22 protein-coding genes are annotated in these 26,301 nt (G+C 60.9%); 11 read left to right on the top strand and 11 right to left on the bottom strand.

Annotation, left to right across the window (positions count from 1 at the left end; genetic code table 11):
• Positions 1-17 precede the first annotated feature (17 nt).
• The 3 genes from AB1576_13965 to AB1576_13955 form a co-directional block, all read right to left on the bottom strand.
• Entirely contained in the window at positions 18-800 is a 783-nt protein-coding gene (locus AB1576_13965) for an SDR family NAD(P)-dependent oxidoreductase (GenBank protein MEW6082831.1), read from the bottom strand.
• A 284-nt stretch (positions 801-1,084) separates the two neighbouring features.
• Entirely contained in the window at positions 1,085-3,136 is a 2,052-nt protein-coding gene (locus tag AB1576_13960) for a sigma 54-interacting transcriptional regulator (protein MEW6082830.1), read from the bottom strand.
• Between the two features lie 47 nt (positions 3,137-3,183).
• On the bottom strand, positions 3,184-4,146 hold the full coding sequence (locus AB1576_13955) for an aminopeptidase (protein ID MEW6082829.1): 963 nt from the start codon (positions 4,144-4,146) through the stop codon (positions 3,184-3,186).
• Between the two features lie 164 nt (positions 4,147-4,310).
• Between AB1576_13955 and AB1576_13950 the strand changes: the two genes are divergently transcribed.
• The 11 genes from AB1576_13950 (at position 4,311) to AB1576_13900 (ending at position 17,709) form a co-directional block, all read left to right on the top strand.
• Positions 4,311-6,224 carry an aldehyde ferredoxin oxidoreductase family protein gene (locus AB1576_13950; GenBank protein MEW6082828.1) on the top strand — a complete coding sequence of 638 codons (1,914 nt, stop codon included), beginning with the start codon at positions 4,311-4,313 and terminating at the stop codon, positions 6,222-6,224.
• 175 nt (positions 6,225-6,399) lie between these two features.
• Complete coding sequence (locus AB1576_13945; protein ID MEW6082827.1) at positions 6,400-7,047, top strand: corrinoid protein; 648 nt, start codon at positions 6,400-6,402, stop codon at positions 7,045-7,047.
• 52 nt (positions 7,048-7,099) lie between these two features.
• Entirely contained in the window at positions 7,100-8,707 is a 1,608-nt protein-coding gene (locus tag AB1576_13940) for an ABC transporter substrate-binding protein (protein ID MEW6082826.1), read from the top strand.
• A gap of 62 nt (positions 8,708-8,769) precedes the next feature.
• Entirely contained in the window at positions 8,770-10,197 is a 1,428-nt protein-coding gene (locus AB1576_13935) for a trimethylamine methyltransferase family protein (protein MEW6082825.1), read from the top strand.
• Between the two features lie 18 nt (positions 10,198-10,215).
• Positions 10,216-11,223: an ABC transporter permease gene (locus AB1576_13930; protein MEW6082824.1), complete on the top strand. Its 1,008-nt coding sequence runs from the start codon at positions 10,216-10,218 to the stop codon at positions 11,221-11,223.
• A gap of 13 nt (positions 11,224-11,236) precedes the next feature.
• Entirely contained in the window at positions 11,237-12,109 is an 873-nt protein-coding gene (locus AB1576_13925; protein ID MEW6082823.1) for an ABC transporter permease, read from the top strand.
• 13 nt (positions 12,110-12,122) lie between these two features.
• On the top strand, positions 12,123-13,424 hold the full coding sequence (locus AB1576_13920; GenBank protein MEW6082822.1) for a PocR ligand-binding domain-containing protein: 1,302 nt from the start codon (positions 12,123-12,125) through the stop codon (positions 13,422-13,424).
• Positions 13,421-14,089, top strand: a complete 669-nt coding sequence (locus AB1576_13915) for a corrinoid protein (protein ID MEW6082821.1) — start codon at positions 13,421-13,423, stop codon at positions 14,087-14,089. Before AB1576_13920 ends, AB1576_13915 begins: the two co-directional genes overlap by 4 nt.
• 4 nt (positions 14,090-14,093) lie before the next feature.
• On the top strand, positions 14,094-15,053 hold the full coding sequence (locus AB1576_13910) for an ABC transporter ATP-binding protein (protein ID MEW6082820.1): 960 nt from the start codon (positions 14,094-14,096) through the stop codon (positions 15,051-15,053).
• A gap of 19 nt (positions 15,054-15,072) precedes the next feature.
• Positions 15,073-16,056: an oligopeptide/dipeptide ABC transporter ATP-binding protein gene (locus AB1576_13905; protein MEW6082819.1), complete on the top strand. Its 984-nt coding sequence runs from the start codon at positions 15,073-15,075 to the stop codon at positions 16,054-16,056.
• A 240-nt stretch (positions 16,057-16,296) separates the two neighbouring features.
• On the top strand, positions 16,297-17,709 hold the full coding sequence (locus AB1576_13900; GenBank protein ID MEW6082818.1) for an amidase: 1,413 nt from the start codon (positions 16,297-16,299) through the stop codon (positions 17,707-17,709).
• Positions 17,710-17,875: 166 nt separating this feature from the next.
• On the opposite strand, the gene AB1576_13895 is transcribed toward AB1576_13900, so the two are convergent.
• From AB1576_13895 to AB1576_13860, 8 genes are all read right to left on the bottom strand, one after another.
• Positions 17,876-18,958 (bottom strand): ABC transporter ATP-binding protein, encoded by a 1,083-nt coding sequence (locus AB1576_13895; GenBank protein MEW6082817.1) that lies wholly within the window; start codon positions 18,956-18,958, stop codon positions 17,876-17,878.
• A 14-nt stretch (positions 18,959-18,972) separates the two neighbouring features.
• Positions 18,973-20,649, bottom strand: a complete 1,677-nt coding sequence (locus tag AB1576_13890) for an iron ABC transporter permease (GenBank protein MEW6082816.1) — start codon at positions 20,647-20,649, stop codon at positions 18,973-18,975.
• A complete protein-coding gene (locus AB1576_13885; GenBank protein ID MEW6082815.1) occupies positions 20,646-21,689 on the bottom strand; it encodes an extracellular solute-binding protein in 1,044 nt (347 codons plus the stop codon). The genes AB1576_13890 and AB1576_13885 overlap by 4 nt, the downstream gene beginning before the upstream one ends.
• An 815-nt stretch (positions 21,690-22,504) precedes the next feature.
• Positions 22,505-23,215, bottom strand: coding sequence for an ABC transporter ATP-binding protein (locus AB1576_13880; GenBank protein MEW6082814.1), 711 nt, complete (start codon positions 23,213-23,215; stop codon positions 22,505-22,507).
• On the bottom strand, positions 23,199-23,930 hold the full coding sequence (locus tag AB1576_13875; protein MEW6082813.1) for an ABC transporter ATP-binding protein: 732 nt from the start codon (positions 23,928-23,930) through the stop codon (positions 23,199-23,201). Before AB1576_13875 ends, AB1576_13880 begins: the two co-directional genes overlap by 17 nt.
• On the bottom strand, positions 23,917-24,921 hold the full coding sequence (locus tag AB1576_13870; GenBank protein ID MEW6082812.1) for a branched-chain amino acid ABC transporter permease: 1,005 nt from the start codon (positions 24,919-24,921) through the stop codon (positions 23,917-23,919). The genes AB1576_13875 and AB1576_13870 overlap by 14 nt, the downstream gene beginning before the upstream one ends.
• Before the next feature lie 34 nt (positions 24,922-24,955).
• Entirely contained in the window at positions 24,956-25,813 is an 858-nt protein-coding gene (locus AB1576_13865; GenBank protein ID MEW6082811.1) for a branched-chain amino acid ABC transporter permease, read from the bottom strand.
• 202 nt (positions 25,814-26,015) lie between these two features.
• Positions 26,016-26,301, bottom strand: a 286-nt coding sequence (locus AB1576_13860; protein ID MEW6082810.1) for a branched-chain amino acid ABC transporter substrate-binding protein, incomplete at its 5' end; no start/stop codon positions are given.

Genomic DNA, 26,301 nt, shown 5'->3' with positions numbered 1-26,301 from the left:
ATGGTGTTGCGCCATTACTAGTACTTGGGGATTCCTAGACAATAGCCGCCGTCAATCACTATAGATGACCCAACTGCATAGCTCGCACTCGGTGAGAGCAGATACATGACAGCGCCGACGATTTCGTCTACAGTACCCCACCTACCTAGCGGAATGCGATTGAGTTTTGCCTGGTTCTCCTCCTCCCCTTGTTGAGTCTTGGCTAGCCTCTCCACGATTTCCGTTCCGATTACCCCAGGGCAAACCGCATTTACCAGAATTCCGTAGGGAGCTAGTTCGAGAGCCAGCACCCTGGTAAACATGATCATTCCGGCCTTCGATGCTGCATAGTGAGCACATCCCGGCCTAGCTATGATACTAGAGGTGGAACTGACGTTCACAATCCTTCCAGGGATTCCGTGGTCAATCATAATCCTTGCAGCTGCCCGGGAGCACAGGTATGCGCTTTTCAAGTTCGTATCTAGGACCCTGTCCCACTCCTTCTCTTCCATCTCGAGCACGGGGAGGACTGGGAATATGCCAGCATTGTTTACCAGGAAGTCAATGGAACCGAAGGTATCTACGACAGTAGCCACCATGTTGTTGACATCTGCACCCAAGGTGACATCAGCCTTTACCGGTAGTGCCGTTCCTCCCTTCCCCTCAATACGCGCAGCATTCTCTTTCAGCTTCGTTTCACTCCGAGCAGCCAGGGCAACCTGGGCTCCTCCCAGGGCAAGAGATTCTGCCAGTGCACTCCCGATACCGGAAGAGGCCCCAGTGACAATTGCTGTCTTGCCCTTCAGCCAACTCGTATCCAATAGCATCAACCCCCTGGTGCAGTATTGTTGACAAGGCAAACACCGCGTCTTCAGACCCCTGGACTCGCACGACGGGTTAAATGCAGAATAGCCTATCGCAAGTATCGTACCCAAGCAACCTGCTAGCTCTTGTGTGCGGCATGCTGGGAGGCTTCGGGGACTTTCTGGTAGCAAGTGGCGCTATTGGGAGGCCAGATACCACCAATTATACCCTATTGACTCAGGTGGGGCTAAGGCCCGCGGTGGACTATGCTCCTACTTGTGGTAGTGCAAAACACTCATGGTTAGTGCCGTCTCAGCCAACGAAGGAACCCTTCTCCTCGTTCCGTAATCCGTGTTGCCTGCCGGCCCAGTCCCGTAACAACGCAACCTTGAGCCCGCAGGGCATCCAAACGCGAGCGCATCATGTTGCCGGTGACCCTGAGATCGTGGGACTGGCATCTTTTCACCAAGCTCTCCCTGCCAGCCCGTAGCCCCTCCTCTTTTGCGATCAGGAGTTCCTGGAGTATGGCGGTGTACTCATCACGAGATCCCCTTGCCTCAATGACCTCGAGAACTTCCAGCCACTCCTCTTCCGTTCGCTCATTAGTGTCGCCCTCGAGCATCTCATCCAGGAGAATATACACTTCATCGTCGTCCCCGTCAGTTGTGTTGCAGATATAGCGGATCACCCCCTCAAGCTGGCGAACGTTCCCCGGCCAATCGTACCGAGTGAGGCAGGTGAGCAACCGCTCCGAAAGAGGTGCGCTGGTGGGGCCGAATTTCGTGAAGAAGTGCGCGGCCAGAAGCGGGATATCCTCTTTTCTACTCCGGAGAGGTGGTACCATAAGGCGTGATTCGCACAGCCGGTAGTAAAGGTCAGCGCGGAACGAGCCTTGCCTTACGCTTTTCAAGAGGTCCTTGTTGGTTGCTGCTAAGATGCGGACATCAATGGGAATGATGCTAGTTCCACCTATTCTCATTACTTCCTTCTCCTCGAGGACTCGAAGAAGTTTCACTTGAGTGTTTAACGGCAGGTCACCGATTTCGTCCAAGAAGATGGTTCCCGGATGCGCTTGCTCGAACAAACCCGGTTTGCCGCCCTTTCGAGCCCCGGTGAAGGCACCTTCCTCGTATCCGAAGAGTTCGCTCTCAATCAAGGTCTCCGGTAGGGAGGCCAAGTTGACGGGGACAAAGGGTTGCCCCTTTCTCCTGGAGAGATTGTGCAAGGCGTGAGCCACCAGCTCCTTGCCAGTTCCATGCTCCCCCATAATGAGAACCGTCAGGTTCGTAGGGCCGATCTTTCTCATTACGGTCTTGGTCCGGCGGATGTCCGTAGAGTCCCCGAGAATGTCATCAATGGAATACTTGGTCTTATACGCTTTACGCCTTATTTGCCGCGAGAGGTCCCGAGAGGCACGGTGCAACTCGGTGACTTCCTTGAGTATGACAACTACCGCTGCAGTCTTGTCCTTGCTGAATACGGGGGTTTTTGTAACCAGGAGCTGTCGACCGTTCAGATGCATGAGCCGGTTAATATCGGCCTTTCCCGTCTTCAGCAGATCCTCCAGTTCTTTGGCCAGCTGGGGTTGGTGCAGCCTTCCACCGGGACCAGAGTTGCTCTTGGTTATCTCGCTTGCCACAGAGTTCATCACGATTATCCTGAGTTGATCATCAACGGCTATGACGCCGTCATTAACAGAGTTCAGAATGGCCTCCAAGTACTTGGTGAGCGCGTTGATTTCCACCAGCATCTGTGCCTGCTCGCTAATGAGGGCCACCATCCGCTTGTTGTACCTGGCTCCTAGAATGTTGGCCTTGTCAAGAGGCAAGCCAAGCCTAACACCCACTTCAACAAGCGTGGAAACATCAAGGGGCCTTACACCGATGTCAACAACTTGAAGTCCGGGGGGTACCAAGCCCACTATCCCTGGAGTGATGGCCACCCTGACTTCATATGGTGGGAGAGGGGCCCCAGGGTAGTACGGGATCATCTCAAGATGGCTAATGCCTATGCCCAGTAGCAGTTCAACGGCTTCTTCCGCCGCCTCTCGCATGTTGCTGACCACCAGTGCCTTCCCGGCAGGCACAGACATTACTTCGGCAATACGTCCCATGTCAAGAGATCGCCGTGCAACAACCACTGGACTATCGGGAGGCAGTGGCGGCAGGCTCGATTTCAGGGAGGCCTGGGATACGAGCACAATGTCAGAATCGCTACGGAACGCCCCACTTTCCTCGAAGCAGACTGTATGTACGTCCAGCGAGGCTCCGAAGAACTCCCGGACCTGAGAGACAAATATCTCTTTTGTCAGTTTGCTTACACTTACTACGGTCACCCTGGGAGTATTCGCCACCCCTATCACTCCTCGGGGCTTGCTATGCTTGCGGTATTCTGAACCCTCTAAATGGTGCCCACCCTGAGGTGCCCACCCTCCAGCACCACTTGGCCATCCAGTTCCAGTACGGGCTCGAACACTACCCCATCAAGGTGCACGCTGGCATCCACTCTCCCTCCCAGGGACAGGCTGTTGCCCATGGCCACGTGCGCCGTGCCTAGTACCTTCTCGTCTTCCAGGAGTATCCCTGTGATCCTGGCCCTGTCATTCGTGCCCACTCCCAGCTCGGCAATATTCCGGCCGGCAGGACCAGCGGCGTCCAGGTTCTCCCGGAGCCAGGAGGCCGCCTTGCCCCCGGATACCTCCTTTACAATGCCTGCTTCCACCACTAGTGTTATGGGTTCCTCCAGGCTTCCCCAGCCTGCCAGGGTACCATCCAGCACGATAACGCCCTGGGTTAGACCCTCAAGGGGCGCGATACAGGCCTCCCCTGCGGGCAGGTTTCCCCACCTGCCGGGCTCCCGCAGGATGCCGGTATCGGCCATGCCCTGCCGGCCCTCCAGGGAAAGGGTGACAAGGGTGCCTCCGGGGGATGTGAGCCGGGCCTCCTTGGCCTCTGTGAGCATGCGGGCCAGGGCCTCCGAGCGGCGGGCCAGGGCCGCGTAGTCCAGCCTCAGGGCCCTGGCGGCCATATCCTGGGTTATGCCGGGCATGCTCGCAACCCGGGCGCCGGCCAGGCAGGCCTCCCTTCGCGCCCGGGTGTGGGAGAGGGAGCGGGATGCGGCGACTAGCACCACGCTCGCTTCCTTCATGGCTGCCGCCACCGAGGCGGGGGGCTCCTCACCATTCCTGGCCCTCTGCGGGAACACCACCATGGAGTAGTCCCTGGCCATCTCCCCAGCAGCCGCGTAGAATGCCTCCGCCACCTCAAGGTTGACACCGTCAGTAACTATAAGGACACTCTCGTGGGGTTCCAGTCCCATGCACTGTGATAGCGCTATGGCTACCGCTTCCTGGAGATCGCCCATGTTCTTCCCCCCGTTTCTTTACCGTCACTAACCAAATTTCCTACCTAGCCTATTCACCCCCGGGCAGGCTCTTCCTCCAAGGCAGGCCAACCCAGCGGGAGGAGAAGAAGGCCTGGCGAAGAAATAGGTGTCTATGTCGCCATTAACGGTTGAGGGGGGCCTTGATGAGTGCCATGGGCAGTACCGTATGGATGGATCTTGACTGCCAGGAGGCTGTGACTACCCACGAGGAAGAACAGGTCTACCGGCGGTTTCTCGGGGGCCGCGGCGTCAACTCCTGGCATCTCCTGGAGCGGCAGGTGCCCGGGGCAGACCCCCTGGGTCCCGAGAACCTCCTGTGCTTCAGCTGTGGGCTTCTCACGGGTACGGAGGCGCCTTCCTCCGCCAGGCTCCACGTGAGTGCCCGCTCTCCCCTGACGGGACTCCTCGGGAGTTCCAACGTTGGGGGAGGCTTCGGCGCCCGCCTGCGCCTGGCCGGCGTGCAGAGCCTGGTCGTCCGTGGGCAGGCGCCCCGGCCCTCCCTCCTCCTGGTGGAGGACGGGCGGGTGGAGGTGCTGGACGCCAGCGACTGGTGGGGCCAGGATACCAGGTCCGTCGCAAGCGGCTTGGCCTCCCGGTTTGGGCCTAGCTCGGAGGTCCTCGTGATAGGGGTGGGAGGGGAGAACCTGGTTCCCTTCGCCTGCATGGTCACGGGAACACAGCACGCCGCGGGAAGGACGGGCATGGGAGCGGTCATGGGGTCCAAGCGCCTCAAGGCCATCGTTGTCCGGGCCAAGAGGGAGAGGACCACGCATCCCGGTTCCCAGGAATCCGTCAGGGAGTACATCTTTGCTATAAGGTCCTCATCCCGGTACGAGATGTACTCCCGCTACAGCAACAGCGCCTTTGTGAACTGGGCCAACGATATGGGGATCCTGGGAACCCGCAACTACCAGGGTGTCAGGTTTGAGGGGGCTGGCCAGATCGACGGCTCCCGTCTCATAGACTACGTCACCCGGCGGCACACCTGCCACCGCTGCCCCGTGGGGTGCAAGGCCTCCTTTGAGATACGCCAGGGGCCCTACGCTGGCACCCGTGGCGAGAGGCCGGACATCGAACCTATAATGAACCTTGGGGCCAAGTGCGGCCTGGATGACCCTGAGGCCCTGTTGCACCTCCACGCCCTAGCAGGGACCCTGGGGATAGACGTGATCTCCGCCGGCGGTGTGCTGGCCTTTGCCATGGAGATCTACGAAAGGGGCATCATCACCCGGGATGATACCGGTGGGATCGAGCTCACCTGGGGGAACGCCACTGCCATGGCGGCCATGATGGACCTCATGGCGCGGAGGGAGGGCTTCGGGGCTGTCCTCTCTCACGGTGTCCGGGGGGCTGCCCAGCTGGTAGGGCGGGGCTCCGAGGCCTACGCCCACCACTCGAAGGGGCTGGAGCTAACGGGCTACGACCCCCGGGGAGCCCTGGGCACCGCCCTGGGATATGCCGTTTCCACCAGGGGCGGGGACTTCACCAGCGTCTACCCGACCCCTGAGTACCGGTGGAAGCCGGAGCAGGGCAAAGAGGCCTTCGGCACGGAGTGTTCCGTGGACCGTCTCTCCCACGAAGGCAAGGGAGATCTGGTGAAGAGGACCATGACGGTGTGCGCTGTCCTGGATGGCCTGGGTATCTGCAAGGTTCCCGCCCTCTCCCTCATAGGGGACTTCGACCTTGACAAGGAGGCTCGCCTTGCCTCGGCGGTCACCGGGTGGCATTTCACCGCGGGGGACCTCTTCACCGCGGGTGAGCGCATCATCAACTCGGAACGCCTCTTCAACCTGGTGCATGGCGCCCACGGTACTGAAGACACCCTGCCCGAGCACTTCCAGGCAGTACCCGTGCCTGACCCGGGACCCACCCAGGGGACCACTGTGAGGGTCAGGGCACTGGTGGATGACTTCTACCGGGCAATGGGGTGGGATCATGATGGAACACCCCCCAGGGCCACCATGGAGGCCCTGGGACTAGAGGGGCTGTGGGACAGGAAACTGTCCTCAAGACCGGGCGTCCAGGCGCCCAGTGCGCGGCCAGAGTCCCCCCTGTAACCTCAAGGGCGAGATCCCCCTGGGCACCGACTTGTACAATCTTACGGTTGTAGACTTTTGTTGCGAAAATACCGTAATATTTCATGGGTATTCCGCAATCAGGACCAAAGGGAAAGCATCGCCGGGCGCCTAACATAACGGGATATTAGCTGCAGCAGGGAGGGAGGCAGGCGCCTTGGAGGATCTCATTGCCAGGGTAACTGAGGCGGTGGTGAACGGCAGCAAGGCCGAGACCCTCAAGTGGGTTAAAGCCGCCGTTGATCAGGGTATAGACCCGGTAGCCATCATCGAACAGGGACTGACCAAGGGTATCCAGAAGGTAGGGGACAGGTTCGAGTGCGGCGAGTACTACCTGCCGGACATGATGTTGTCCGCAGAGGCCATGGGCAATTCCGTGGAGATGCTAGAGCCACTGATGAAAGGGGGCGCGTCATCCCTAAGGAAACTGGGCAAGGTGGTTCTGGGCACTGTGGAAGGGGACCTTCACGAGATCGGCAAGAACATCGTAGCCATGATGCTGAAAGCCTCCGGCTTCGAAGTGGTAGACCTGGGAGTCAATGTGACCTCTGGGGACTTCGCCAGGGCTGTGGGGGAACACAAGGCCGACATCCTGGGGATTTCCGCGTTGATGACCACCACCCAGACCAAGCAGGCAGACATAGTCTCACAACTTGAGAGGGACGGCATCCGGAAAGGGGTCAGAGTACTGGTGGGCGGGGCGCCCATAACCGCCGAGTGGGCCCGAAAGATCGGTGCGGACGGTTACGCCCCTGATGCCATCAGCGCTGTGAAGATGGCCAAAGAGATGCTGGGAGTTTCCTAGAACAGGCCCAGAAAGGGCCAGGCGAAAGTGAATAAGAGGAGGGGTGTTTCAAGTGAGAAGATTCCTGGCTTTTCTCCTGGTGATGTCCGTGGTGGCTGCCCTGGCAGCCGGCTGCGGAGGGCAAACCCAATCGCCCCCGCCGGAGGAGGATGAAGAAACGGCGGAGGAACCCGCCGGGGGACCCAAGGCTGGAGGAACGGTGGTGTGGGCCCACGGCCACGATGCCGCCTACATAGACCCTGGCTACGCCTACACCGGTGAGGATATCGACCCCACGATGCTGGTCTTCGAGACCTTGCTCAACTACGAGTTTTCGCCGGACGGGGGCGTCACCTACTCATCGAACCTGGCCACTGAGTGGTCCCACTCCGATGACGGGCTGGAGTGGACCTTCAATCTACGCGATGGCGTGAAGTTCCACGATGGCACGGACTTCAACGCCGATGCCGTGGTGTTCTCCTTTAAGCGCCTCTATGATGAAACCCACCCCTACTTCATCGAGGGTCGCTGGTCGTACTTCGATGACCTCTTGGGAGACGTCCTGGAGGACGTCATTGCCGAGGACGAGAACACGGTGAAGATCGTATTGAAGCGGCCCTTCGCGCCGCTCCTCACCTACCTGGGATACTACTCAGAGTCTATCGTGAGCCCTGCGGCTGTGGAGAAGTACGGTGAGGACTTCTTCAAGAACCCCGTGGGTACAGGCCCCTTCAAGCTGGAGGAGTGGAGGAAGGACGACCGCATCGTCCTGGTGCCCTTCGAGGGCTACTGGGGTGACAAACCCTACCTGGAAAGGGTCATCCTCAGGGTGGTGCCCGAGGTCTCCACGAGGCTGGCCGAGATGGAGACGGGGGGCGTCCATATCTTCCAGAGCCCTCCCTCAGAGCAGATCCCCAGGATCAAGGCTAACCCCCAGCTGGAGGTGGGCAGCTTCCCCGCCGCCCAGCTGGCTTACGTTGCCATCAACAACGATACCGTCACTGATGTGCGGCTAAGGCAGGCAATAGCCCATGCCGTGGACTGGGATAAGATCGTTGAGGTAATCTGGGGCGAGCTGGGCTATCGTGCCAGCAGCATCCTGCCCGGGGGAGTCCTGGGCTCCCATTCAGACCTGAAGCCCTACGAGTTTGACCAGGAGAAGGCCAAGGACCTCCTGGCCCAGGCCGGGATCCCCCAGGGCTACCAGCTCACTATGATAGCCCCTAACGCGCCCCGCTGGTCCCACCCGGATCCCATAACTGGCTTGGAAATGGTGCAGAACGACCTCAAGGCAGTGGGCATCGACGTGGTGGCGAAGCCCTTGGAGATGGGCGCCTGGTCAGCCGCGACCACTGCCGGGGAGTATGACCTGGCATGGGCGGGCTGGATGGATGTCCCAGACCCCAACAACTTCCTCCACACCCTCCTGGTGGTGTACGGAGGGACCCGCTGGAGATACCAAAACGAAGAAGTAACGGACCTGGCTATCAAGGGTGCTTCAACCTACGATAACAGCGAGCGGGCCGGCTACTACGAGCAGCTGCAGGAGATCGTCTACAGTGAGGTTCCCGCTATACCTGTGGCCTACGGCAATGCGGTGTACGCGTACGTGGCCAACCTGAAGGGGTTCAATGTAGGCGCAGACGGCATTCTCAGGCTGCACCGGGCGTACTTGGAGTAGCAAGGCACCCGGGGGCCCTGGCCAATGCCCGGGCCCCCGGCTTCGTCAAAGGAGTGAGTCGATTGGCTTTCCAGCCCCTTACACGGGAAGACATCCTGAAAATACACGAGGCGTCCCTCAGGGTAATGGAGGAAATAGGGGTCACGTTCGAGGGGGAGAGGGCCCGCAAGGCGCTAATGGACGCGGGTTGCCAGCCCAAGGACAAGAGGCTGCTCTTCCCCAGGGCCTTAGTAGAGCGGATGCTCAAGAACCCGGCGCCAATAGTCTTGACGGGCCGGGACGGCGCCCACACCCTTGACCTCACAGTGGGCCAGGGCTTCACCCACAACTTCGGCTCCGTGTCTGTCCTCCTGGACATGGAGAAGGACGCCGTCAGGGGTGCCACCTCCAAGGATCAGGAGGACTTTGCCCGGCTCTCGGACTACCTTCCCCACCTCAAGAAGGTGGTTCCCAGCCTGAGGCCTGAGGATGTGCCATCAGAGATCGCGCCCCTGGCCATGACAGTAATCTGCCTGAAGAATACGACGAAGCCCGTGTCCATAGGGGCGGCGTCCGACGCGTGGGAAACCAAGTACATGATAAAGGCGGCGAGCCTGGTGGCGGGCGGGTCAGACCGGCTTAAGGCTCAGCCCATGGGGACCCTCTCCATATCCCCCATAAGCCCGCTGCATTTTCCCAAGGACATCACTGAGGCCATCATTGAGGGCGCCCTGTCGGGGGTGCCCATGACCATGCTGCCCTGCCCAGGCCGGGGCCTCACATCCCCGGTGACCCTGGCGGGAGGCCTCATGCAGCAGAACGTGGAGGAACTGGCCTACCTGGTCCTGGCCAAGCTCTTCAACCCCGAGTGCCCCCTGATATACGCCTGCCGCCTGTTCTCTGCAAACATGAGGACAGGACTGGTCGTGGGGAACGACCCTGACGTGGGGTACGCCGGGGCGTGCGCCTCTCAGCTGGCCGCCTTCTACGGCCTTCCCTCGGACGTGTACGGATTTGACACTGGCTCCCCCCGGCTCAACCTGCAGGCGGGCTGGGAGAGGGCGGTCAACGCCTTGTGGCCTGTGATGGCGGGTGCCACCTTCATCTCAGGCTTCGGGTCACTGAACGGCGGGCTCCTTGCCAGCATCGAGCAGCTCTACATTGACGACGAGATATTTGCCTTCCTAACCCACCGCCGGGAGGGCCTGGTAGTGAATGACACAACGCTGGGCGTGGACGTCATCGCCAGCGTCATGGAGGGAGGCAACTTCCTGGCACAGGAGCACACCCGGGACTTCATAAGGGCCGGCGAGCTCTGGATGCCCGGGCTGAGCTGCGGCATAGGCTTCGAGGAGTGGGCCGCCAAGGGCAGCCAGGACTTGGTACAAGGGGCGAGGCAGGCCATACGAGAAGTGATGTCGAAGCATGAAGTGCCGCCCTTGGATGACGGCCTCCAGCGAGAGCTGGATGAGTTGCTGCAGGCTGCGGGCCGGGAGAAGGGCTGCCGGTAACTAGAAGGGGCTACGCACATGATGCGCCAGTACATCCTGAAGAGGCTTCTGCTTTTCATACCGACGCTCCTTGGTCTGAGCGTGCTGGTGTTCCTCATCATCCACATGGTCCCGGGGGATCCCGTGGAGATTATGCTCTACCCCAAGGCCTCCCCCGAGGCCATTGAGAGACTGAGGGCCCAGCTGGGACTCGACCAGCCCGTCCTGGTCCAGTACTGGATGTGGCTTAGCCGTGCCGCCAGGTTTGATCTGGGCACCTCCGTGACAACACTGGAGCCTGTGATGACCCAGCTAGCCCGGCGGGTTCCCTCCACTGTGGAGCTGAGCCTCATGGGGATGATCCTGGGGGTGGCCTTGGGTCTCCCCCTGGGCGTGATCTCAGCTATCAACAAGGGCAGGCTCCCGGACTACCTCAGTTCCATAGTGGCCCTAACCGGGGTGTCCATGCCCGTGTTCTGGCTAGGACTGATGCTGATATGGGCCTTCTCCGTATCCCTGGGCTGGCTCCCCATATCAGGCCGTTCGGGCCTGGAATCGCAGTTCGTGCCCGCCAGCGGGTTCTTCTTGGCGGAATCCCTCCTCAGGGGCGAGTACGCCGCATTCTGGGATGCCCTGAGGCACATCATACTGCCGGCGGCGTGCATTGCCACCTGGCCGCTGGCCCTGGTCACCAGGGTCACCCGCTCCAGCATGCTGGAGGTGTTGAACGAGGATTACGTCCGCACCGCCCGGGCCAAAGGGCTGCCCTACCTGGCGGTGGTAATGAAGCATGCCCTGAGGAACGCGCTAATCCCTGTGGTCACCGTTACTGGCCTGGCCTTCGGCTCCCTCCTCTCCGGTGCCGTGCTCACGGAGACGGTGTTTGCCTGGCCAGGGGTGGGCTCCCTCATAGTCAGGGCCATCTACTCTAGGGACTACCCCATGATCCAGGGGGCGGTGTTCCTGGTGGCGTTCATGTTTGTCAGCGTGAACCTGATCGTCGACATCCTCTATGTGGCGATAGACCCTCGGATACGCTACGATTAGGAGGCAGGCATCTTTGAAAGCCCAGTCAGCGGGCGCTCTAGGGTGGTACCTGAGACGGTTTTCCCACCACAAGATGGCTCTCACAGGTGTGGTGATCATGGCCGCTCTTGTGGCCGTTTCCGTCCTGGCCCCCCTCATAGCGCCCCATGACCCCTACGAGCAGGACATAGATCACCGCCTGGAGCCAGGCTTCTGGGCTGGCAACTGGGAGTATCCCCTGGGGGTTGACAGGGTCGGGCGGTGCATTTTCAGCCGCATCGTCTATGGCGGGAGACTCACCCTCACCATGGGGATCATCTCCATCGGCCTCGCGGGTGCCCTCGGCACGGCCATAGGCGTGATGAGCGGTTTTTCCGGCGGTACGGTAGACCTGGTAACCATGCGGGTTGTGGACATAGTGCTGAACTTCCCCACCCTCATCCTGGCCCTGGCCATCAGCGCCGCCCTGGGCGCGGGCATAGACAAGGCCATGCTGGCTGTGGGGATAGCCTACACCCCGCTGGTGGCCAGGGTAGTCAGGGGCTCGGTACTGTCGGTGAAGGAGAGGACCTTCATCGACGCGGCCAGGGTGGCTGGCACATCCAACTCCAGGATCGTCCTGAGACACATACTCCCGAATATAGCGGGTCCCACCGTGGTCTACCTCTCCCTATGCCTGGCCGATGGGATACTCTACGCGGCCTCCCTGGGCTTCCTGGGACTTGGGGCTCAGCCCCCCCAGGCGGAGTGGGGGACCATGCTGGGGCAAGGCCGGGACTTCCTCCTCCTCGGCGTGTGGTGGATGGTGATGTTCCCGGGCCTTGCCATTCTTGTGACGGTACTCTGCCTGAACGCCATAGGTGATGGCCTCAGGGATGCCATCGATCCCACCACGGTGATGCAGTGAGCGGGAGGAAGACATGCAGCACAAGGACTTCCCGGACTTCCTGAAAGAGAACGGGCCCAACCTGGCCCTCATGCTAGCGGCCTTCACCGAGGCCACCGGCATCCTCGCCCAGATTGTGGACCGCTCGGGGTACCCCCGGGTTGGTGCCCGGGAGGAGAGGCACCCCCGTTTCTGCCAGGTCGTGCGGGCCAGCGGCCGCGCCAAGGAGAAGTGCGCGGGCTGCTACGCCCGGGCGGGCGACCAGGCGTTCCAGATCGCCCAGCCCTACATCTTCCGGTGCCACGCCGGCCTGATCCTCTGGGCTGCCGCCGTGGTCCACAGTGAGCAGCACGTGGCCACGGTAATATGCGGGCAGGTGCTCATGTGGGAACCGGAGGAGTTCTTCTGGACGGAGATCGCCCGCATGACCAGGGACCTGGATGTGAGCGTGCCTGACTTGGTGGAGGCAGCCATGAGCCTCCCGGTGATGTCCCCTCGCAAGGTCCAGGCTGCAGCGGACCTCCTGTTCCTGGTGACCAATAGCGTCATGACCAGCGGCCTCACAGTGATGGAACAGAAGCGCAAACTGGCTGAGCAGGAGGCTATGATGGGGGAATCCCCGGTGCCCGGCGAGTTCGGGGGGAGACCCTACAGGGACTGGGCCCCGGTGTACCTGGTTACCGAACGGGACCTCTTCAGGGCCATTGTCAAAGGAAACGAGGGGGATGCCCTGGCAACCCTGGGCAGCCTCTTCCGGGATATTGCCAGCCAGAACGCCAGCATCGAAGAGGTACGCAGGCGGGCGTTAGAGGTCCTCCTGCTCCTGTCCCGGGCCGCCCAGGATTTCGGCGTCGCCGTGGACTCCCCGGCAATATGCAGGGCGTCCCAGGGGATCATGGGCTCACCCGACCCGGACGAGGTGGCAGGCCAGGCCGAGCGGGCCTCGTCAGCCCTGGTCATCGACATGCTGGCCAGCCGTGGAGTGGCAGGGGACCCGGTGCAGCGGGCCATCTGGTACATCCGGCAAAACTTCAGCAAGGCCCTGGAGCTGGAGGATATCGCAACCTTCGTTCACCTTAGCCCCGGGCATCTTTGCCACCTGTTCAAGGCCAAGACGGGCTGCACCATCCTCGAGTACACCGCCGGGGTGCGGATGGAGAGGAGCAAGCAGCTCCTGGAATCCAGCAGCCTCTCAGTGGCGGAGATAGGGGCCAGCGTCGGATACAGGGAGCCCGGCTACTTCAGCAGGACCTTCAAGAGGAACGTTGGGATGAACCCCAGCGCCTACCGGCGGAGGTTCTTGGGCTCGCTCCCGGCTGAGGGTGCGCTGTCATGAGGGAGAAACGGGTTCTCAAGGACCTCTACGAGTGTGTCGTCAGGGGCAACGCCTCCCTGGCCAAGGTCCTGACAGAACAGGCGCTGATGGCGGGGGCCGACCCCCTCGAGGTCATAGACAAGGCGCTCATGGCAGCCCTGAACCGTGTAAACGGCATGTTCCGGGACGGGCGCTGCGTGATACCCGATGTTCTCCTGTCGTCCAGGGCGGTTCACGCCTCCCTGCACCTTCTGGAGACCCATAACAAAGCGCCCAGGCAGCCAAGCATAGGAACGGTGGTTATCGGAACCGTCGCGAGCGACCTTCACGACATCGGGAAGAAGATAGTGGTGATGATGCTGGAGACCGAGAACATGGAGGTCATTGACCTTGGGATCGACGTTCCCTCTGAGGACTTCCTGGCGGCTGTCCGGCGGTATTCCCCGGACATCCTGGCCATGTCGGCGCTCCTCACCACAACGCTGCCCTCCATCCAGAAGACCGTGGAGAGCCTTAAACGCGAGGGGCTCAGGGACTCCGTCCTGGTGGCCGTGGGGGGGCGCCCAGTGAGTGAGGCCTTTGCCTCCGGGGTCGGGGCAGACATCTATGCATACGACGCCGTCCAGGCCGCCAGGGCTTGCAGGGAGAGGCTCCTAAGACCAGGGGTCTTTCCAAGTGGGGAGTGAGGTTATGGGACTTCTTGAGGTTCAGGGACTACAGGCATACTTCTATACACCTGAGGGTGTGGTGCCTGCCGTTGATGACGTTTCCTTCAGCGTTGGGCGGGGTGAGACCGTGGGCATGGTGGGGGAGTCAGGATGCGGCAAGAGCGTGACCTCCCTCTGCATCATGCGCCTGCTCCCACACCCCGGGCGGATCATCGCCGGCAGCATGACCCTGGAGGGTGAGGACCTGCTCTCAAAGAGCGAGAAGGCGATGCAGCGGATCCGGGGCAGCCGGGTTTCCATGGTGTTCCAGGAGCCCATGACATCGCTGAACCCTGTCATGACCGTGGGGAGCCAGATCATGGAGGTTCTCCGGCTCCATACCCGCATTGACCGGAAGAACGGGCTTAAGCAGTGTGAGGAGCTCCTGGACATGGTGGGCATATCCGCCCCCCGGCAGCGGCTGGGGGAGTACCCGCACCAGCTCTCCGGGGGAATGCGCCAGAGGGTGATGATCGCCATGGCACTGGCCTGCAAGCCCCGGCTTCTCATCGCCGATGAGCCCACCACGGCGCTGGACGTGACCATACAGGCGCAGATCCTGGAACTCATGAAGCGCCTCAAGGAAGAGCTGGGCATGGCGTTGCTTCTCATAACCCATGACCTCGGCATTGTGGCGGAGATGGCTGAGAGGGTTGCTGTTATGTACGCAGGCAAGGTGGTGGAGTCCGCCCCTGTGGGTCCGGTTTTCCGGGAGCCGGCCCATCCCTACACCCAAGGACTCCTGGCTTCGCTGCCCAAGATCGGTGCCCGCCAGGATCGCCTCCCCTCCATACCCGGAGGGGTGCCTAACCCCCTGGAGTTCCCACTGGGCTGCCGCTTTCATCCCCGGTGTGTGAAAGTCATGGAGAGGTGCAGGGCTGATGAACCCCCTGTCACAACCCTGGGCGAGGACCGGGTCGTCCGCTGCTGGCTGTATGCCTGATATACGGGAGGTAGGAGCATTGGCTGACCCCATACTGAGCATCGAAGGCCTGGTCAAGTACTTTCCCATCAAGAGCGGGGTGTTCTCCCGGGTTGTAGGCCACGTGAAGGCCGTGGACGGCGTGAGCTTCTCCGTGGCAAGGGGAGAGACATTCGGGCTGGTGGGGGAGTCCGGGTGCGGCAAGACCACCCTGGGGCGGCTTGTGCTCAGGCTCCTTAGGCCCACGGCAGGGGAGATCCGGTTCGAGGGTCGTGACATTGTTGGCCTCCGTGGCCAGGACCTTCACGAGCTCAGGAGGGATCTCCAGCTGGTGTTCCAGGACCCCTACGCCTCGCTGAACCCACGCCTTACTATAGGTGAGAGTGTCTCCGAACCCTTGACCGCCCACGGGATTGGATCCAGGGCCGCCCGGAAGAAGCGGGTGCTGGATCTCTTTGAGGTTGTCGGGCTCAGCGCCAACCTGTATGACCGTTATCCCCACCAGCTCTCCGGGGGCCAGCGCCAGCGGGTGGGCATAGCCAGGGCTCTGGCCCTGGAGCCCAAGCTGGTGGTGTGCGACGAGCCTGTGTCTGCCCTGGATGTGTCCATAAGGAGCCAGGTCATAAACCTCCTCTCCGAGCTCCAGGAGGATATGGGATTAACCTATGTGTTCATATCCCATGACCTCTCCGTCATAGAGCATGTTTCCTCCAGGATAGGTGTAATGTACCTGGGCAAGGTGGTTGAGGTGGCCTCCAAGACGGAGCTGTTTACAAAGGCCCTCCACCCCTACACTGAGGCCCTGCTCTCCGCCATACCCGTGGCGGATCCCGGCGTGGAGGTGAAAAGAAGGGTCCTGGAGGGGGATGTGGGGAACCCGGCCAACCCTCCCCCGGGCTGCCGTTTCCACTCACGGTGCTGGCTTTGCATGGATATATGCCGGGTTGAGGAGCCGGGGGTCACCCAGGTCTCGTGTTCCCACTGGGTGGCATGTCACGCCCGGGCTGGCATGGGAGGTCAATAAGCGGGCTAGCCCAGGGTGCCTGCCTCCGCCACACGAACCTCTCCGGGAAAAGAGGCCTCATCACAAAGCCCCGCAGTCACTTGTGCCTGCCTCAGCCATTACCCCTAGTGGGAGGATCTCCATGGATTCCCGGTGAATTCCTGCAGGGTATAAGTGGCTGGAATTCCCGGAAAACAGGCCTACCGGTGAAAGCTCAAGGCCCAGGGTCTCTTTCACGACAGCAAGAAGGGGGTCAGGATTGTGACTCAGGACATTTCCCGGCTCAATCTGGCCGAGGCAGCCTCACTGGTGGCCAGGGGAGAGGTATCTCCTGTCCAGCTGGTGGATGCTGCCCTAGAGCGAATCCAGGAGCACCAGGAGCGGCTCAATGCCTTCATAACGGTGTTCCCTGAGGAGGCAAGGCAGCAGGCCAGGGAGCTCCAAGAGGAACTTCTCAAGGGGTCCCGGGGGCCACTGCACGGCATACCTGTGGCCCTGAAGGACCTCTACTACACCAGGGAGGGACCCACCACCGCTGGCTCAAAGATCCTGGCGGATTTCAGGCCAGGGTATGACTCTACTGTGGCGGAGAGGCTGAGGCGGTCCGGGGCGATAATCACCGGCAAGACCAATACCCACGAGTTCGCCTTTGGTCCCACAACGGAGAACTCCTACTTCGGTCCCACCCGGAACCCCTGGGACCCTTCGAGGATCTCAGGCGGGTCCAGTGGAGGGTCAGCCGTGGCCGTGGCCACAGGAATGAGCTATATGGCCATGGGCACCGATACCGGGGGGTCCGTGCGCATCCCGGCGAGTCTCTGCGGTGTTGTGGGTTTCAAGCCAACCCTGGGCAGGGTGAGCCTCTCCGGGGTGATCCCCCTCAGTTGCAGCTTCGATCACGCAGGGCCCCTGGCCAGGAGTGTCAGGGATACGGCGCTGGCCATGGATGCCATTGCCGGCCTTGATCCCCGGGACCCCCGGACTTGGGGGGAGCAACTGGCCTTTGAGGAGGCGCTGGCGCCTGCGGGGGACATGCCTCTCGCTGGCCTCACCGTGGGAGTCCCGGCCAACTTCTACTTCGACAAGGTGGAGCCGGAGATAGAGACACTGGTGAGGGCCGCCATCGAGGCCCTGGGGGATCTTGGCGCCAGGCTCAGGGAGGTCACCATCCCCGGGCTGGACGATGTACCAAGGATCACCAGCACCCTGATGTATGCTGAGGCTGCCCACTATCACAGGGAGAACCTGGCAGTAAGGCCAGGCGACTACGAACCTGACGTCCTGGGCCGCCTGGAGGCGGGCCTGCGGGTCACTGCGGTGGAGTACATCGAGGCCCTCAGGGAAATGGAGAGGGTCGGGGCCTCCTTTGGCGAGGCCATGAATGAGGTAAGCGTGCTTGCCATGCCCACCCTCCCTGTGCCTGCCTACCCCATTGGCTCAAGGACCATCCAGGTGAGGGGGCTGGAGGAACCCGCCAGGGAGATGCTGGTGAGGCATACCCGCCTGGGTAACCTTACAGGCGGGCCTGCCCTGAGCGTTCCCTGTGGCTTCACAGGGGAGGGTCTCCCCGCTGGGCTCCAGGTGATGGGGAGGAGAGGGGATGATCTCACCGTGCTCCGGGTTGGCCATTTTTACGAGGAGGCAAGGTCACTCGATCGCGTTATGGCGGGATGAGGCTGGGCGGTAGCGGCAGGAGACTGGTGATTCATCTTCGGCAGGTGCGGGAATTGGGCGAAGGCGCCTGCCAAGCCCTTCACCCTGCGGGGCGTCTCCCCTTCGCGCCAGAGGTTATTGGACCTTTGTCGATGAAGGCTTTGCTTGCACTAAGATGGAAAGACCGTCAGTCTTTGGGGAAAATGACCATATGGCTCACGTTGACCTTAACGTGTACTCTGGTGCCGGCGGGAGTCAGCTCTTCAGATGGTTTGACGGCATGTAAGGCCCTGCCGTCGGCAAACTGCAACCGGTACAGCACCGACGCCCCGAGGAAACGCGACTCGGTGATAACAGCCTGACCTGTAGCATCGGGGGCGAAATCGACATCGTCAGGCCTGACCATCAGTTCTACCTTTGTCCCTAACTCCCGGACATCGTCAAGCGGGAAAGAGCCGAAGGGGGAATGAACCGTTTTGCCCTCGACGGTGCCGTCAATGAAATCGGCCTTACCTACAAAATCGGCGACAAATCTGCTGCGAGGCCAGTGATATATTTCCGACGGGCTGCCCAGTTGCTCCAGCGTGCCGCTCCGCAGTACGCCGACCCTGTCGGAAAGGGAGAAGGCTTCCTCCTGGTCATGGGTAACCAGAATTGTGGTTGCGCCCTGCTCTTTAAGGATGCCCTTCGTTTCCCTGCGCAGTTCTTCCCTGAGGTCGGCATCAAGGTTGGAAAAAGGCTCGTCAAGCAGAATAACGCGGGGGCGCGGAGCCAAAGAGCGGGCTAGCGCCACCCTTTGCCGCTGACCGCCGGAAAGCTCGTGCGGGTACCTCGCGGCAAGATCTGCCAGCCCTGTCAGCGCGAGTAGTTCTTTCACTCTGTCCCTGGCCTTTCCCCGCCCGTACCCTTTCAGTCCGAAGACCACGTTTTGTGCCACAGACATATGGGGAAACAGGGCATAATCCTGAAAGACAATGCCAATGCCTCTTTTTTCAGGTGGAATCCAGGTGTCGAGCGAAGCCGCCACTTCTCCATCGATGATAATAGTGCCTTCGTCAGGACGCTCCAGGCCTGCAATCAACCGCAAAGTGGTTGTCTTCCCACAGCCTGACGGGCCGAGCAAAGAAAAAAACTCTCCTTTGCCTATGCCGACTGCCAGGTGGGAAACTGCTTTGGTGGTCGCATAAAACTTCGAGACATTGTCCAGAAGGACATAAGCAGGCCTGTCTTTCAGCTGACATGCTCCAGATGAGTTTGGCGTCAATGACATTGTTGCCACCTCACTTAGTAACTGCGGGAGGCTGCCCGCATTAAGAAGACTACCGGTATCAGTCCGGTCAGCACGATGGCCAGTGCTGGCAGTGACGCGCCGCCCCAGGCGGATTCGGCGGCCATCTGCCAGACCCACACGGCCAGTGTATCATAGCCAAAGGGACGTAGCATCAACGTTATCGGCAGCTCCTTCATGACATCGACAAAAATAAGGATCGCTCCAGCCAGCATACCGGGTGCCACCAGCGGCAGGTGGATGTGCCGGAGCAGGCGCCACGGGCCTGCTCCAAGGATACGAGCCGCCGCCGTAACATTTGGCGTAATCTTCTCCAGGCTGGCATCGACACTACTAAAGCCAATAGACATGAAGCGGACAACGTATGCGTAAACCAGGCCAATCACAGACCCGGTCAACAAAAGCCCCACACCGGTTCCCCGCCACGCCTGCAGGAGATTATTCAGTGCGTGGTCAAAGGCGGACAGGGGACCGATAATGCCAACTGCAATGACCGCCCCCGGCATGGCGTAGCCGCTGGTCGCCAGCCTGGCGAGGATAAAGGCGGCTTTATTCCCGCTTGTCCGGACACCGCTGGCTAGCAGCAGTGCTGTGATTGAGGCAAAAAGCGCCGCAAGCAAGGACAGGAGGATGCTGTTCTGGGCAAGCCGCGCATAGACTTCCAGTGCCCCGGCGGGCTGACTGAGCAGTTCCTTCAGCGCCCATGAAAGCAGCTGCGCCACCGGCAAAGCAAAGGCTATCCCCACTACCAGCAGGCAGGCAGCCGACGCCAGGTAACCGCGCCAGCCCCGCAGCCCGGATAACGCAATCCCGGGCGCCTTGCCGCCCACCTGGAAGTAACGGCTGCGACCGCGCAGAGCGTACTCCAGCAGGAGAATGGCCAAAGCCACCACCGCCAGGAGTCCGGCCAGTTCAGAAGCGGCGCGCAGGTTCATCATCCCGTACCAGACACGGATTACGCCGTCAGACAAGGTTGGAAAATTAAGAAAACGGACTGTGGCAAAATCAGCGAGCGCTTCCATGACAGCCAGCGCCAGGCCGGCGGCGATGGAAGGCCTGGCCAGCGGCAGGATAACCCTGAAAAAGATAGCTGTCGGGCCGTATCCCATTACTCGGGCGGCTTCCAGCAACACGCCGCTCTGTTCCCGGAAAGCGGCTCTGGCTAACAGGTAAACATAAGGGTATAAGACCAGGGTCATTACCAGGATGGCGCCTGCTCCCGACCGGATTTCTGGAAGCCAGGCAATACCGGGAAAGTGCAGGCGCAGGAAGCTCTGAACCGGCCCGGCAAAATCAAGAGTGGCCATATAAACAAAGGCCTGCACGTAGGTAGGCATGGCCATGGGCAGCACCAACAGCCATTCCAGCATGCCATGGCCCGGAAAACGGTAAGCCGACACCAGCCAGGCAAGGCTGACGCCCAGCAGCAGCGTGCCAGCACCTACGCCCACCAGCAGCATCAGCGTGTTGCGGCTCATCTCCGGCAACAGCGTCCGTCCCAGGTGAAGCCAGACTTCCCTGGTGGGTGTTAAGAGAGCAGAACTGACCACCAGCACCGGCAGCCCCACCAGCAGCGCGAGGGAAAGCGGCAGCACGGGCAGGCTGCGCCAGCTCCACCCGTGCCTGACTAACCCAGGGAAACGTTTTGTCTTGAGTGTATTGAGCGGTCTCACCTATATCCGGCCTCATCTAGCAGTTTGATAGCTTCCACCTGCAGGCGTCCGTACTCCGATTTGTCGATTGGATCGGTGATAAAGGTACCAAACCCGGCGATGATAGGATGCGGCTCCACATTGGGATTGGCAGGAAACTCATGGTTGGAGTCGGCAAACAATTTCTGGCCGCCCGGGCTGCTCAGCCACTCCAGCAGCTTAACGGCGCTGTCACGGTTTGTCGCGTGGGTGGTAACGCCGGCGCCGCTGATGTTGGCGTGAGCACCCCGCCCGCCATCACCCTGGTTGGCCCAGAAGACACGGACAGGGAAGCCGGGGTTGGCATCCAGCAGCCTTCCCAGGTAGTAATGATTGGCGATGGCGACATCAGCGCCGCCGGCAGCCAGTGTCTCCAGGATCCGCGTATCGCTGTCAATCAGCGTGGGTGAGTTGGCTACCCAGCCGCGCACGATTTCACCGGTCTGCTCCCGGCCATGTATTGCTATCAGGTTGGCGACCAGCGACTGGGTATAGGAGTGAGTGGCCGGCCGCATCGCCAGGCGCCCGCGCCATTTGGGGTCGGCCAATGCCTCATAGGTGGATAATTCTTCCGGGCTGACCCGGTCAGGATGATACATAATGGTGCGGACGCGCTTGGTCAGGCCAAACCAGCGGTTTTCCGTGTCCCGCAGATTTTCCGGGATGTTGGCGGCAAGCACCTCGCTCACCACCGGCGAGAGCAAGCCGTCCTGGGCGGCCAGCCAGAGGTTGCCGGCATCCACGGCTATGTAGACATCGGCAGGCGTATACTTATCCTCGGCCTTAATTCGCTCGCGCAAGACGGCATCGCTTCCCGTAGTAAAGCGGACGGCAATGCCAGTTTCCCTGGTAAATTCAGCGAAAGCTTCCTCCACCCCGTAATGACGGGCGGTGTAAACGTTAACTACACTGTTTACCGGTGCGGTTTTTTGTGCCTGCCGCGATTCGGCAATAATCATGCCCAGGATAAAAGACAGCAAAACAAGACCACTGATGATCAAGAACCCGGTTTTCTTAGACATTTTCCTGCCTCCCATTCAGTACTTGTTCTACCTGCAAGGAATGCTAGCCAACATTGATATTGAAAGTCATTCTCATATGGCATTCTAGCATTATCACATTTCACTGGCAAGCCACCTATAGCCGGATCTATCCTCAATATCACTGCAATTCCTATTGTTTTCTCGAGTTTTGGCCTCTTATCTTCATATTTCTAAACTGTTGTTTATAGGGACGGCGATAATGATTCCGCCTGCCCTGGGGTACCTGCCAGCAAGAAACGCAACCGGGGCTGGGGAAGCATGTGTTCATAAACAGTGATCCCCTGATGTGGCAGCGGATCTACCAGCGATGTTTAGGTGGCAAAGGCAGGCTTAAACTGGTGCCCGTAACTCAGGCGTTCTGCTTCTACCACTGCCCGCAGCGCCACAGCGCAAGTCGTGAAGTCCCTGGAGATTTGCCTTCCCCTCCTTCAGCCTCTACCTGACGGGAGGGGAGTGGAGGCCAGGTCGCCGCTATCTACATGGGCGCGGCCCAGCTCACGGCCGTGCTGGCCGGGCCAGGCCTGGGGGCCTGGTGTCGGCCTCGGCGCCAGTGCTGCTGTGGCCTGTGGAGGTCAAGGCCCAGGCAGGCTCAGGCCTTCCTGGGAGGGTGGGTAGTCACACTGAGCACGAATCCAGGGCCCTGGAGGCCCTGGGTGACACGCGCCAGGCCAAGCCGAGGCCAGCTGCCCAGCAGCCCTGCCCGGTGGACCAGCAGCCTCCCCGTCCTTCTCCAGTAACTTTCGGACAATGCGATAGGGGGGCGCCAAATCGACCCCCCGGTTTCCCTCCTGTTCTCAGAACATCCCCAGGTAGGCCTTCTTCACCGTCTCCGACTCGAGGATCTCCCGGCTGGCGCCGCTAGCCAGGAGTTCACCGCTCTGGATCACGTAGGCCCTGTGGGAGATCTCCAGGGCCTCCACGACATTCTGCTCGACCAGGAGAATGGTGGTGCCGAACTGCCCGTTGATCTCGGCAATACTGGTGAGGATCCTCTCAACCAGAGCGGGAGCGATGCCAAGGGAGGGCTCGTCAAGCATCCGGAGCCTCGGCCTCAGCATGAGGCCGCGGCCGATCGCCACCATCTGCTGCTCGCCACCGCTCATGGTTCCGGCCCTCTGCTGGCTCCGTTCCTTCAGTACCGGGAAGAGCTCGTACACCATCTCCAGGCCCGAAGCCACATCCCCCCGGTCCCCCAAGGCGTGGGCGCCCAGGAGGAGGTTATCCTTGACACTGAGCCTGCTGAACAGTCTCCTGCCCTCGGGTACGTGGGCTATCCCCAGCGCGGTTATATCGTGGGGCTCCATCCTGTCCAGGCGAACCCCCTGGAACTCCAGTGTGCCCGAGACAGGCTTGAGGAGCCCGGACACCGTCCGGAGGATGGTGCTCTTCCCAGCGCCGTTGGCTCCCACGATGCACACGATCTCCCCCTGGCGCACCTCGAAGGAAATGCCATGTATCGCCATCATGTCCCCGTATCCTACCGTGATGTCACACGCTCTTAGCACGGTACTTCGCCCCCAGATAAGCAGTGAGAACCTCCTGGTTCCTGGATACCTCCTGCGGGGTCCCCTCGGCGATCTTGTTGCCATAGTTAAGTACAACGATGCGGTCGGAGATGGGCATGATCACGTCCATGACGTGCTCGATGAGGAACACCGTGACTCCGGAATCCCTGATGCGTTCTATGAGTCTCACAGCTTCCTTTCGCTCTGAGGGATTTAGCCCGGCCATGGCCTCATCCAGCATCAGCAGCTTGGGCGATGTGGCAAGGGCCCTGGCCACCTCCAGCCTCTTCTTGTCGGCTATGGTGAGCTCGTTGACCTGCTGGGCCCTCTTCTCGTGCAAAGCGCAGAACTCCAGCACCTCCTGGGCCTTCTCCTGGGCCTGCCCCGAGTTGCTGGTGTTTTTGAAGGCCCCCACCATCACGTTCTCCAGGACGGTCATTCCCAAAAAGCTCCTGACGATCTGGAAGGTCCTCGCCAGGCCCTGGCGGCAGATGTAGTTGGAGGGTTTGCCGGTGATCTCCTTCCCCATGAAGAACACCTTGCCAAAGGTGGGAGGGTAAAAGCCCGAGAGGCAGTTGAACAGGGTGGTCTTGCCCGCGCCGTTGGGGCCGATGAGGCCCACAGTCTCACCCTCGTCAACATGCATGTCCACGTCCCTGACCGCCACCAAGCCGCTGAATCTCTTAGTGACCTTCTCGGCCTCAAGCAGCCTCAACCCGGCCACCTCCCGCTGCCAGCCTGCGGCTGAGCCTGCTTAATAGCCCCAGGATGCCCTTGGGCTCGAACATGACGATGATCACGATAAGTGCAGCGTAAACCATGAGGTCCACGCCGCCACCCCCCCCGCCCAGCTGGGACCGGGTGAACTCGGAAAGGGGGATAATGACCAGGGCCCCGAGGAAGGGGCCCCAGAGGGTGCCAACACCTCCCAGAACCGCGACGAGCATGAACATGATGGAAAGGTCCATCTTGAGGGTGTTAAAGGGGTCCACCACCAGGACGTAGTTGGCGTAGAAGGCTCCCACCATCGCGGTAATCCAGGCGGAGATCCCGGCGGCTATCATCTTGTAGCGCCTCACAGGGATTCCCAGGCTCTGGGCGGCATCCTGGTCGGCCTTGATGGCCCTCCAGTAGTACCCCATGCGGGTCTTCTCCAGGGAGGCCGTGACTATGAAGGCGAAGGCCATTATTCCCAGGGCAATGTAGTAGTAGGGTTCCTTCGTCCGGTGGAACTGGAGCCACCACACGCTGTCATGGACGATGGGGATGTAGCGCCCCACGGCTCGCCCCGTGAGTCCCCAGTTCAGGGCTATGAGCTGCCCTATCTCCCCAATGCCCAGGGTGGCGATGGCAAAGTAGCGGCCAACCAAGCCAAATGTGGGGTAGCCCAGGGCCATGGACAGGAGCACCGCCAGGAAGCAGCCCAGCAGCATCCCTATCCACGGGCCTATATTATAGTCGATCATGAGTATTGCCGCGGTGTAGGCGCCCGTCCCGAAGAAGACGGCCTGGCCTAGGTTAGTCTGCCCTGTGTACCCCCCCAGGATGTTCCACGCCTGGGCGACGCTGGCGAAGACAAAGGTTCTGATGGGCACGTGGATGTAGAAGGGTTTGTCCGTTAACAGGGGATACACCAGCAGCCCCACGACAAGGAGGCTCAACGGCAAGTGCCGCTTCAGGCCCGGCCTCTTCAGTGTCGCCATCATGCGTAGCGCCTTCAGCGTTGCCCCCCCCTCTCCATCAGTAGGTGCCGAAAAAGCCTTGTGGCCTTACCAGGAGGACTATGACGAATACCAGGTAGACCACGGCGGCCTTGAAGGCGGGCAGTATGTACACGCCCGCGAGGTTCTCGATGAGGCCGATGGCTATCCCCCCCAGGAGGGCCCCGGTCAGGGACCCGAATCCGCCGATGGTCACGGCCACGAAGGAGAACAGCACAAACCTGGTTCCCACGTCAGGGAAGATGGGGAAGAAGGAGGCAACCATTGTGCCGGCCACACCCACCACGGCAAGGCCGATGCCCCATCCAAGGGTGAACACCTTGTCCGTGTTGATCCCCATGAGCTTGGCGGCCTGTTTGTCTTCGCTCACCGCTTGGATGATCCGTCCAAGGCTGGTGCGGTTGACCAGGTAGTAGAGGGCGCCGAAGGCCAGGAGACAGACGAGGCTGCTCACCAGCTGGGGCATCCCTATGTATGCCCCCAGCAACTCTACCCTCCCGCTGAGCCCTGTGTCATAGACAGTGCGGAAGTCCGCCCTCCACATGAAGAGCGCCAGGTTTACCAGGAACACAGAGACCCCAAAGGTGAGAACCGCCTGCATCAGGAAGGGGGCATCCAGCATCCTCCTGATGAGGCCACGGTAAAGACCCATGCCTACAAGGAACATGAGGCTGGCAGTCAAGGGCACTGCCGCGAGAGGCTTAAGCCCAGAATAGGTGTTGATCCAGAAGGCGCTGTACATGGAGAGCATCAGCAGCGCGCCATGGGCGAAGTTAATAAGACCCATAACACCGTATATAAAACTCAGGCCCGCTGCTACCAGGGCGTAGATGAAACCCATGAGAACGCCGCTGACAATGGCCTGTATAAGATCCATTGTGTGTCCCCCTCGCCGCCCCATTTTTTTAAAGGGATAAAGGTGGCGGGCAGGTCTCCCGAGCGGGGGGAAGACCCGCCCGCGCCAGCCCCTAGAACCTCTACGGCGGGAAGCCCAGCTACGCCTCTCTTTGGCCTAGTGAGGCTCAGCCCGCCGTGCTCGATGCCTGGGTCTCACGAAGCCCAAGGGCCAAGGGGCGGGGCTACTTCCATGCCGGCATCGGGTAGATCACTTCTGTGGTGGCCACACCGAAGGGCCATATGGGTCTGTACTTGCCTCCCTGGAGCTGGAGCAAGACTGCATCCACCAGGGTGTTCTGGCCGGTCTCGTCGAACTTCACTCCCCTCCAGGGCATGATCAGGTTGTCCGGGGAGATGTTGGTCTCCCGGAGCGCTTGGCGGATCTTCTCAGGCTCGGTGCTTCCCGCCCTGTTGATGGCCTCGCACAACACCCAGAAGCCCGTGAAGGATCTGGCGGTTACACCGTCG

Source organism: Bacillota bacterium (assembly GCA_040754315.1).
Lineage (GTDB): Bacteria > Bacillota > Sulfobacillia > DUSP01 > JBFMCS01 > JBFMCS01.
This window is presented reverse-complemented; position numbering and strand designations above follow the sequence as displayed.

What these genes read in the sequence shown, in the direction of transcription:
- AB1576_13910 (MEW6082820.1), top strand. Translation starts at nt 14,094, where the DNA reads ATGGGACTTCTTGAGGTTCAGGGACTACAGGCATACTTCTATACACCT.
- AB1576_13895 (MEW6082817.1), bottom strand. Translation starts at nt 18,958, where the DNA reads ATGTCATTGACGCCAAACTCATCTGGAGCATGTCAGCTGAAAGACAGG.
- AB1576_13920 (MEW6082822.1), top strand. Translation starts at nt 12,123, where the DNA reads ATGCAGCACAAGGACTTCCCGGACTTCCTGAAAGAGAACGGGCCCAAC.
- AB1576_13930 (MEW6082824.1), top strand. Translation starts at nt 10,216, where the DNA reads ATGATGCGCCAGTACATCCTGAAGAGGCTTCTGCTTTTCATACCGACG.
- AB1576_13955 (MEW6082829.1), bottom strand. Translation starts at nt 4,146, where the DNA reads ATGGGCGATCTCCAGGAAGCGGTAGCCATAGCGCTATCACAGTGCATG.
- AB1576_13950 (MEW6082828.1), top strand. Translation starts at nt 4,311, where the DNA reads ATGAGTGCCATGGGCAGTACCGTATGGATGGATCTTGACTGCCAGGAG.
- AB1576_13915 (MEW6082821.1), top strand. Translation starts at nt 13,421, where the DNA reads ATGAGGGAGAAACGGGTTCTCAAGGACCTCTACGAGTGTGTCGTCAGG.
- AB1576_13870 (MEW6082812.1), bottom strand. Translation starts at nt 24,921, where the DNA reads ATGATGGCGACACTGAAGAGGCCGGGCCTGAAGCGGCACTTGCCGTTG.
- AB1576_13885 (MEW6082815.1), bottom strand. Translation starts at nt 21,689, where the DNA reads ATGTCTAAGAAAACCGGGTTCTTGATCATCAGTGGTCTTGTTTTGCTG.
- AB1576_13865 (MEW6082811.1), bottom strand. Translation starts at nt 25,813, where the DNA reads ATGGATCTTATACAGGCCATTGTCAGCGGCGTTCTCATGGGTTTCATC.